At 30.4% G+C, this 8,769-nt stretch carries 10 protein-coding genes; 6 read left to right on the forward strand and 4 right to left on the reverse strand.

All coding sequences use genetic code 11. The annotated features are described in order from the left end of the window. The first annotated feature begins 77 nt into the window (after window positions 1-77). Both F0310_RS05230 and F0310_RS05235 read left to right on the forward strand, forming a co-directional pair. Window positions 78-992 carry a coiled-coil domain-containing protein gene (locus F0310_RS05230; RefSeq protein ID WP_182117918.1) on the forward strand — a complete coding sequence of 305 codons (915 nt, stop codon included), beginning with the start codon at window positions 78-80 and terminating at the stop codon, window positions 990-992. 58 nt (window positions 993-1,050) lie between these two features. Next, complete coding sequence (locus tag F0310_RS05235) at window positions 1,051-1,959, forward strand: immunogenic protein P37 (RefSeq protein WP_182117919.1); 909 nt, start codon at window positions 1,051-1,053, stop codon at window positions 1,957-1,959. A 35-nt stretch (window positions 1,960-1,994) separates the two neighbouring features. Here the strand turns inward: F0310_RS05235 and bdr are convergent, their stop codons facing one another. Continuing rightward, window positions 1,995-2,714: a Bdr family repetitive protein gene (bdr, locus tag F0310_RS05240; RefSeq protein WP_182117920.1), complete on the reverse strand. Its 720-nt coding sequence runs from the start codon at window positions 2,712-2,714 to the stop codon at window positions 1,995-1,997. A 214-nt stretch (window positions 2,715-2,928) separates the two neighbouring features. On the opposite strand from bdr, the gene F0310_RS05825 reads away from it, so the two are divergent. After that, on the forward strand, window positions 2,929-4,245 hold the full coding sequence (locus F0310_RS05825) for a hypothetical protein (protein ID WP_232535981.1): 1,317 nt from the start codon (window positions 2,929-2,931) through the stop codon (window positions 4,243-4,245). 31 nt (window positions 4,246-4,276) lie between these two features. Here the strand turns inward: F0310_RS05825 and F0310_RS05250 are convergent, their stop codons facing one another. Continuing rightward, the gene (locus F0310_RS05250; RefSeq protein WP_275943563.1) at window positions 4,277-4,753 is read right to left on the reverse strand and encodes an Erp family outer-surface lipoprotein; all 477 of its coding nucleotides are present in this window, start codon (window positions 4,751-4,753) and stop codon (window positions 4,277-4,279) included. Between the two features lie 208 nt (window positions 4,754-4,961). Next, window positions 4,962-5,768: a hypothetical protein gene (locus tag F0310_RS05255; RefSeq protein ID WP_182117921.1), complete on the reverse strand. Its 807-nt coding sequence runs from the start codon at window positions 5,766-5,768 to the stop codon at window positions 4,962-4,964. 202 nt (window positions 5,769-5,970) lie between these two features. Between F0310_RS05255 and F0310_RS05260 the strand changes: the two genes are divergently transcribed. Together F0310_RS05260 and F0310_RS05265 are read left to right on the forward strand one after the other, a co-directional pair. Continuing rightward, the gene (locus F0310_RS05260; RefSeq protein ID WP_182117922.1) at window positions 5,971-6,369 is read left to right on the forward strand and encodes a hypothetical protein; all 399 of its coding nucleotides are present in this window, start codon (window positions 5,971-5,973) and stop codon (window positions 6,367-6,369) included. Window positions 6,370-6,446: 77 nt separating this feature from the next. Continuing rightward, window positions 6,447-6,596, forward strand: coding sequence for a hypothetical protein (locus tag F0310_RS05265; RefSeq protein WP_182117923.1), 150 nt, complete (start codon window positions 6,447-6,449; stop codon window positions 6,594-6,596). Here the strand turns inward: F0310_RS05265 and F0310_RS05270 are convergent. Continuing rightward, a complete protein-coding gene (locus F0310_RS05270; protein ID WP_182117924.1) occupies window positions 6,589-7,941 on the reverse strand; it encodes a hypothetical protein in 1,353 nt (450 codons plus the stop codon). The genes F0310_RS05265 and F0310_RS05270 overlap by 8 nt on opposite strands. A 315-nt stretch (window positions 7,942-8,256) precedes the next feature. Here F0310_RS05270 and F0310_RS05275 point away from each other — a divergent pair. Next, window positions 8,257-8,769, forward strand: a 513-nt coding sequence (locus F0310_RS05275; RefSeq protein ID WP_182117925.1) for a hypothetical protein, incomplete at its 3' end; no start/stop codon positions are given.

An 8,769-nucleotide genomic window follows, 5' to 3' on the forward strand; every position in this document is an offset into this window, starting at 1 on the left:
CATTAATTATTTTATAAATTATAAATGCAATATATTTTTTAATATAAGAATATCAGATTCTAAAGAGAAGTAATAAGGTGAATTTAATTACTAAATTATTTATTTTAACTATTTTATTCTACAGCATTATCTCTTGTAAATTATACAAGAAGCTTACAGACAACACCGATCAAGCTATAGACAAACTAAAAAGCAATAACCAGTCTTTTAAGACTTTAAAGAGTAGCAGTGGTGACAGCAAGAGAAGTGGCCGTAAGCCTAGAAGTGCAGACAACACTTATATGGACCAAGATACAGGAAAAGAACCTTTGGTGGCAGACATGCAAAATGATAATAGCAGCAGCTATCCCCAACAAATTAATAATGACTCTAGTGAATCTAGGGAAGCTAAAAACATTATGAAGGAAGTTGAATCTTCTAAAGAAGAGTGCACTAGAATAAGCAAAGAATTAGAAAAAGTAAAAGCAAACCTTGATAAGATAGAACACTTGCTTAGTACAGCTAATTCTTATTTAGAGAACGCTAGAAAAACACCTGACTCTAATCAAGTTAGGATAACTTTATTATCTAACCTGGACCAAGCTATTGCTAAGGTTAATAGTAGGCTTGCTACTTTTAGAGTTTGCTATGAAGATGCAGTTAATGCCCTAGAAATAGCTGATACTACTTTTGGAAATGCACATAGCTGGGCAGAAAAGGCCTTAGAAGAAACTTCAAATAAATACAATAATATCGGGTATAACGGTTATTATTATGCTTCTAAAAATGCTAATAAAGCAATGGAAAATGCTAAAATTTTACTAGAGACCGCTAAACAGAAACAAAAATACCTTAATTCCAATATAGAGCAGGCAAATGCAGAACTTGAAGAGTTAAATGAAGCATACAAAGCTGCTTTAAAAGATACAGAAAATCTTAGTAGTAAGCTGAAAAGACAAAAGTCCTATGATATAGGCTTAACATATAACTCATATTCTTTATTACTACTATAAATGTGATACAATGATATTGTATTGCAATACTACTCTATTTTTGCATAAAGTTAGCATAATGAATTTAATGATTAAAGTGTTATTGATATCCAGTTTATTTTCTAGTTTTACCTCTTGCAAGTTATATAAAGATATAGATAAATCTCAACAGGATTTAGCTAATAATAAATCTCTTCTAGAAGAAGACAACAAAAGAAATACTCGTAAAGCTAGAAGTATTAGTTATAGAGAAATAAATAATCAAGAACAAAATAATCAAAATATAAGTAACAAAAAAGAAGCAAAAGATAGTGAAAAAGGCAATAATTCAAATATACAAAAAGATGGTATTCTAAACACAACTCATTCCGTTACTAGTTATGATAGTGAAAAACATACTAGTAGACAAACTCAACAAGTTAATAATGAATCCAGGGAAGCTAAGCAAGCTAGAAACATTATACAAGAAACTTCTGCATATTTAGAAGAAGTTGAAAAAATAACTGCAAGTTTAGAAACAACAAGATCAGAACTTGATAAGATAAAAAGTACACTTGATGATGCTCGTTCTTATTTCAATAATGCTAGATCTAGATCTAGTAAAGCTAATCCAACCAACCCAACCTTATTGCCTAACCTTGATCAAGCAATCAGCAAAGTTAATAGCAACTATGCTTCTGCTAACTCTAATTATTCAGATGCAGTTGGTGCTTTAGCAAATTCCAAAAACGATTTTGAGTATGCACAAAGAAAAGCAAACGATGCTTTACAAGAAGCCTTAAATAATAGCAATGCTGTAGGCTACCAATATGCTGGCTACCACTATTATATGGCTGATGCTAAAGATACAATGATAAAGGCGAAAGTTAGCCTTGAGACTACTAAGAATAAACAAAAATGTCTTAATTCCAATATAGAGCAGGCAAATGCAGAACTTGAAGAGCTAAATAAAGCATATGAAGCTGCTTTGCAAGCTACAGAATCTTAGTAGTAAGTCGCAAAGATAAGAAGACTTACTAATTTCTATTTTTGCAGCAAGTATAAAAACATCCCCACTATTAATGAAATAAATATTCCTAATATCCAATAAAATGGATATATCAAGCTTTTTATATGCAAGTTGTTCTCACTTCTTATTTCCTTAAGCTCTTTACTAAATTCAACTCTTGAGTCTTGTAGCTCTTTACTAAATTCACTTCTTATTTCCTTAAGCTCTTTACTAAATTCAACTTTTGAGTCCTGTAGCTCTTTACTAAATTCACTTCTTATTCCCTTAAGCTCTTTACTAAATTCAACTATTGAGTCTTTAAACATCTCCATAAGCTCTTTATGATTTGTGTTTATCTTTTCATCTAACTTGCCTATTCTTTCATCTAACTTTACTATATCTCCTTTAAGCTCACTTCTTACTCCCTTTATTTCTGCAGAAAGCTCACTTCTTACTTTTTCTACTTTTTCATCTAACTTGCCTATTCTTTCATCTAGCTTGCCCATATCACCCTTAAGCTCACTTCTTACTTTATCTACTTTCTCATCTAGCTTGCCTATTCCACTTCTAAACTCATCTCTAGCCTTATTCATTTCTTTTTCTAGCTTACTCATGCTACTTTCTAGGTTTTCATATACATAATTTGAACTACGTAGTAGCACGTAATCAATTACATCTTCTGGAAAATCCTTATCAAGAAATACCTGCTTTACATACTCATATTTGGGTTTAGCCTCACCTACAACATTACTCATATAACCCTCCTTTACTGCAATTTAATTATTCTTCGTATCTATACTTAACATCTTTATGTCTTAATATTAACACACATTTTACTTAGTAAGATTAAAATACCTAAACCTTAAAAATGCTTATTTCTAGTTATGTACTATATTTACTAAATATAAAAATAATACCCTAAAGGTTACCTATATTATTTTTTAAGATTCTGTTCTACAGGAGATACTTATGAAGAAATGTAACAAATTTATTTTAACTAGCTTAATTCTCTTATCACTATTCCTTAGCTGCAAACTATTTCAAGGTTTAGGCAACAAGTCTTCTTTATCAAATGAAACTACTCAAACTACAAAAACTACAAAATCAAAAAGTCTAGATAAACTAGTCTTTAGTAGTAGTGGCTCTAAAAATAGTAGTGGAGCTAATATAGCAAAACTTGCTTCTAGCAGTAATAAAAACAAAAGTCAAAACAAACCCAGTCTTGATTCTATAGATAAAGATAGTTTAGTGCAAAACCAATCTGAAAATCAGCAAGAAATTGCTCTAAAAAATGAAATTGAAAAAAAATTATCTAGCATTGAACATGATGCTTTAATAGATATTTCAAAAATTGATGATAAAATTGCTTCTTTGGAAGCCTTACAAAAACAATTAGAAAAAGATCTAGAAAAAGATTTATCTAATCAAACACATTTAAATAAGAGTGAAACTGAAAATGTTGCTGCTAAAGCACAAACTAATAACCAAGAAGAGCAAAAAGGACATAATGATAGCAATAAAGAAAATGATGCAGTTGCAGACTCAAAAAAAGATGCTTTTATTAAAGAAACTATTGAAGCTATAAAGAAAAAGATTGAAGAAGAAAAGAAAAGAAAAGCTTTTCTAGAAGAGCAAGAAAGACAGAAACAACAAGAGCTTGATCAGATTAAAGCACAACATGAGGAAGAGAAGAAAAAGAGAGAAGAAGAGAAGAGAAAGAGAAAAGAAAAAAAAGATAGACATCAAAAATTCATGCAAATTACTTCTGACTTAAATGAACTTGTTAAGATGGCTGAGCTTGAGGCTTATAGCGTTTCCCATAAATTAAAAGATCTTGAAAAAGGTATTGAAAATTATAAAAACAACAATAATTCTAATAAAGACAACAATAATCCTGATAAAGATACCCTAAACAAATCTCTTAAAGATATTATTTATGAGATTACAAAGCTTAGTAGTCTTATAGAAGCAAAAGAGAAGATTAATGAGCGTAAAAAATTAGGCTTTCAAACAGAAAAGGAATTTGATGATAAGTTTGCAACCTTAAAGCAAATCAAAGACATTCTAAAGGCTTTATGTGGTAAGGCTAAAGGTCATCTTGGTGGTAATCTAGATAGCGTTACTGTTGATGGGATCACTAAAGAGAATGTAGATCAAGCTACCCTTATTATTAAGCTAATACAAAAAACATTAATTTATATTAATGAGAGTAAGAGTAATCTTACTAGCATACTTGAAGAATTAAAAAGAGATGCAGCAGATAAAATAAACAAAATAAAGGCATAAGAAAAGCGTCTTTTTTAAGGACGCTTTTTATTTATTTCAAATGCTTTTTAAACTCATCTAATGGAATTGCATATGAACTACTTTTTCCTACAAATGTAACATAGGTAGCATTATCAATAGTTTCTATTTTTGTTTCTATTTTTTTGCTTATAGGACTGCCTTCTATTCCTTCTTGATAACCATAGTAGTTAACAACATCAAATGATCCACCCTTAGTCATTGCTTCTAGGAAACTATTAACTTCTTTTTCTTCTACATCAAAAAATCCTGCACTATGCCCACCTGCATTTAGCCCTGTCTCAACTCCACTAGATTCTCTCCTTATGACTAATGTTCCTAAATCTTGCCAATTACTATCTCTTTTGTGTTTAATGCCTACACTAAATTCAGTAAATTCTATTTTTCTATATTCTTTATTTTTATCTTCTATTTGCCTGTTACTTTGAAAATCTAGGTAACAAGAATAAAGTAGTAAACTTACAATAATATTAATAATATTTTTTTTCATTATCACACTCCTTATACTTACAAAGTAATCTAAAAGTAAGTTATCTTTAATTCATTGTTTACTTCCTTTAAGTTTAAATAAAGACTCTAAAAAAACTAAGACATCTACTACCTAGTGAATGTCTGTCCTTTAGACCCTAAAAGTACACTTTTAGCATAAAATGTATTATTTTTTAAGCTTTTTTAAAATTATAAAAATAGCAACTCTACTACAGGTCGTAAATAAGTCGCTTGCATGCTTCTGTTATATCACGCACAGCTTCTTCTATTAAGCCTAATGGCTTACTAAACCGTTTCTCTGCACTCTTACTTGCTTGCATCAACTCTCCTGCAACACCATTACCAGTTCCTCTACTATCACCAAAAAGGCTTTCTACTCTTCCCATCAACCCAGTTACACATTCCTTAAGAACTTCACTGTTTTTCTTAGGGCCTTCTTTAAGAGAAAAGTATAGATAATCTCCTTCTTTTTTCTTAAATTCTTCTATTACTCCCTTTACCTTTTCACGCAAATCATACTCATCATCTTCATGCTTAATCTGGTCATTTTCTTTTGCCACTTCTAATATTTTATCTAGTAAGCATATAATGCTTATCCCAGTTTTAAGATTATCTTTAAGTGCTTCTTCTACATTATAACCTAAAGCTATTAATGAAGATATAGCTTTCTCTATCTTTCTAGCTGTTTCTTTAATTTGGCTCACAAGAGAAGGTACCTCACTTATTGGTATTTTACTACCGCCTTTTGTCTTGCTACCTAGCACCTTTCCCTTAGCAGCACTAGCTGCTTCCTTTACCTCTTCTGCCATCTTTTCAAGTATGTCTTTGCCTAATGCCTCACTCTCCTGCTTAGCTTTAGGCTTGCCTACACCATTTTCTTTAACAACATCAACAGCAAGAGAAGAATCAGCCTCACTAATCTTTCCTGCTTCTCCTGGCCCAGTTCTTACATTTAAATAAAATAACTTACAAGAGGTTGCTAAAAGAACACTACATAAACACAAATATATCTTCATGCTAACTCCTCTCCTTAGAATTTAAAAACTTAAATACTTAAGTAAATCTAGTCCTTATTTTCTTTTTTCACCAAGACCACTTACTTACTTTTACCTTAGCTTTCTAGCTTGAATATCAGCTATTTTTATAAATGTGATATATTCTTTAATAGTAAGGTGTTAAGGGGCAAAGATACAGATAGAGCAAGATTCAAGCAAAGATATGATTAAAGACATACAAACTAACATACAAAATAATAATAGTAGCCCTACTTCTCAGCAAGTTAATAACCAAGGGAGTGAGGCTAGAGACATTAAGAGGGAAGTTGACTCTTATATAGAAGAATACGTCAAACTAGATACAGAATTAGATGAAATGAAAGTAAGCCTTAGTAACATGGAATGCTTGCTTAGCTCAGCTACCTCTTATTTAAAAGAAGCTAGAACTACGACTAGACCCAATAAAGTTAAGTCTTCCTTATTGCATAGCTTACATAAAGCTATTAGTAAGCTTAAGAGTAGACATGCTTCTCTTAATGCTTGCTATACTGATGCAACTAGTTCTTTAGAAAAAGCTTATGCTGCTTTTAGAGATACAAATACAAGTCTGATCAGGCTTTAGCAGAGGCTTTAAAAGAAAGCAAGGATATTAAGAACAACAGTCATTATCATGCTTTTATAACTAGTGCCAAAGATTCAATGAACAGGGCTAAGGGGTTACTAGAAAATGCTAAGGGAAAGAAAGAAGAAATTAAGGATAATATATCTAAGTCAAACCTAGAGCTTTTCAAGATAAATAAAGCATATGAAGCTTTGCAAACTAAAAATAACAAGTTGCAAGTTATGTGACTTCAGACAACAAGGTAGTAAAACTATACTTATCAAACAATGTCTTTAGCTTCTTATCATGACTTTTATTAACTAACTTAGTAAGGTTTGAAACAGCTGATGTATTTAAGATATATCTTTTATTTTTTAGATAAACCAAATTTGATTCTACTAGTAAAGCAATTTTTTGTCTTACAAAATATCTTGTTTTACCTGTTTCTCTTGATATAACCCCTACAGATTTAATTGTGGTTTTATCTTCCTTTAAGCAAGAAGAGATAAAATCAAGTGCATCAAATAACTTTTTTCCTATATTAGAAACATTACCACCCTTTCGTGTAAGCATTTTTTTACTAAAATCAAATACTTTCTTAACTGGACTTAATTTTGATCTAATATCAAACTTTGTCCTACCTATTGCTTCTCTAGATAATTTTGGGTCTAGCACAACTTCTTTTACATACTTTTCTCTAGCCCTATATATGCTTATTAGCAATATACCTATTGTTAAATCCAGCATGCTAGATAGTAATACCAAAAACCATGTTCTGTAATATTCAATATAATTTTCTTTATCTACAATTGAGGAGTCTTTAAATAAGACATTTATGCCTTGTGTTTTAGTTTTCTCTATGTTCTTTGCCGCAAGGAAACTAGCTAGCTTATTATCTAGTTCTACAATCCTATCTTCATGCTCTTCTAGTTCTACTAGTAAAGCTCTATTTTCTTCTATAGCATTATTAATTTCTTTTTGTAGATCTTTCTTCATTGTAACAAATGTAAAGTCTAGTTCTAGATGTCTATTTTTAGCCTTCTCAATTCTTAAGTTGTTATTTCTTATCTTATCCATTAGATTATCTTTATATAAAGACAAATTATTTTTCTTGTCTTTATATAAAGCCTTTTTCTCTAATATTTGATTTTCAATAATATCCATACGGCTCTTTATTTGTGAATAATAGCTTTGCCTAAAAAGACTTTCAAAACTATACCATGTACTAGGTATTTGGGCTATAAATGCTAGAAATAATAAAAATATTAAAAATACACTAAGTACAGCTTTCTTAAACCTACTCTCCACATTCATCTTTTGGCTAAACACGTTAAGCAGATAAGAAAAGATAACAGATGGAATAGTAATAATGAAAATTGTTAATACTATGTAAAAGTAAAACACACTACTACTAATTTCTTCTCTTGCCTCATAAACAAGTAAACCGTTATATGAGCAGTAAAGATTTAGAAGATACAAAACAATTGTTGCTAGAACTAAATACAAATTGTTAGCAAAAAACTTAATATCTAGCTTGTATTTGCATCTGTCACTTCTACTATTTGCTATATCACTACTTACATGCTTTACCATTTATTACTGCTCCTTTATTGCTAATTTGTTAATACTAAAGCACTGTCCTATTACTATTAGAGCACTACTTTAGTATTACCCTACTACTATTTTAGTACTACTATACTACTATTATAATGTTACTATATTACTACCCAAAATAACAAACACGAAAGACATTACTATTAAGATTTGACACCCTCTTGCAAATGACATAGTTTCTTCCTATCTTAGAGAATTGAGTTTAAAGATAGTTTTTATGATACAATTAGCAAGCAATTTGTTGTATCAATTTTGATGCAATAAGTAAATTAGATATTTTAGAGGTCAGTTAACATGAGGGTAAGGGTTTTATTTTTAAGTCTTTTTATGTTTATTTCAATTAATGCTTTATCAGGCACTACCTTTGAGCTTAATCTTGGGATTGGACTAGACATACCGGTTAGTACTATTTCAAACCTTTATAATACAACTCTAGGCTTGGGAAATAAATTAAAGACTAACATAAGTGCAGTTAAGAGAGAGCAAATAGTAAAAGAATTTTCAGATATGGTTAATATGGCTAAAGCCGGCCTAAATTATGGGGGCCATGCACAAATGGGGGCTAGATTGAATGATCTTTTTTCGCTTGGATTTGAACTTGGATTTGATTTTAATGTATTTTATGCATTAAATCGTTCTGGACAATTAAATGATAGGGTTTCCTTTATTGGATCACTAGAACCTCGAATTTACACAAAATTAGCTTTTTTTACTGGTTCTGCTGCTCTTTTTACTGGACCTAGATTGAGTTTGGCTACTTTGGTTAAGGATTCTATTTTAGATGAATTTGGTATTTTTTCAAGGGAT

Source organism: Borrelia sp. A-FGy1, assembly GCF_014084025.1.
In the GTDB taxonomy this organism is placed as follows: Bacteria; Spirochaetota; Spirochaetia; order Borreliales; family Borreliaceae; genus Borrelia.

What these genes read in the sequence shown, in the direction of transcription:
- bdr (WP_182117920.1), bottom strand. Translation starts at nt 2,714, where the DNA reads ATGAGTAATGTTGTAGGTGAGGCTAAACCCAAATATGAGTATGTAAAG.
- F0310_RS05270 (WP_182117924.1), bottom strand. Translation starts at nt 7,941, where the DNA reads ATGGTAAAGCATGTAAGTAGTGATATAGCAAATAGTAGAAGTGACAGA.
- F0310_RS05250 (WP_275943563.1), bottom strand. Translation starts at nt 4,753, where the DNA reads ATGAAAAAAAATATTATTAATATTATTGTAAGTTTACTACTTTATTCT.
- F0310_RS05265 (WP_182117923.1), top strand. Translation starts at nt 6,447, where the DNA reads ATGAACAGGGCTAAGGGGTTACTAGAAAATGCTAAGGGAAAGAAAGAA.
- F0310_RS05255 (WP_182117921.1), bottom strand. Translation starts at nt 5,768, where the DNA reads ATGAAGATATATTTGTGTTTATGTAGTGTTCTTTTAGCAACCTCTTGT.
- F0310_RS05260 (WP_182117922.1), top strand. Translation starts at nt 5,971, where the DNA reads ATGATTAAAGACATACAAACTAACATACAAAATAATAATAGTAGCCCT.
- F0310_RS05825 (WP_232535981.1), top strand. Translation starts at nt 2,929, where the DNA reads ATGAAGAAATGTAACAAATTTATTTTAACTAGCTTAATTCTCTTATCA.
- F0310_RS05235 (WP_182117919.1), top strand. Translation starts at nt 1,051, where the DNA reads ATGAATTTAATGATTAAAGTGTTATTGATATCCAGTTTATTTTCTAGT.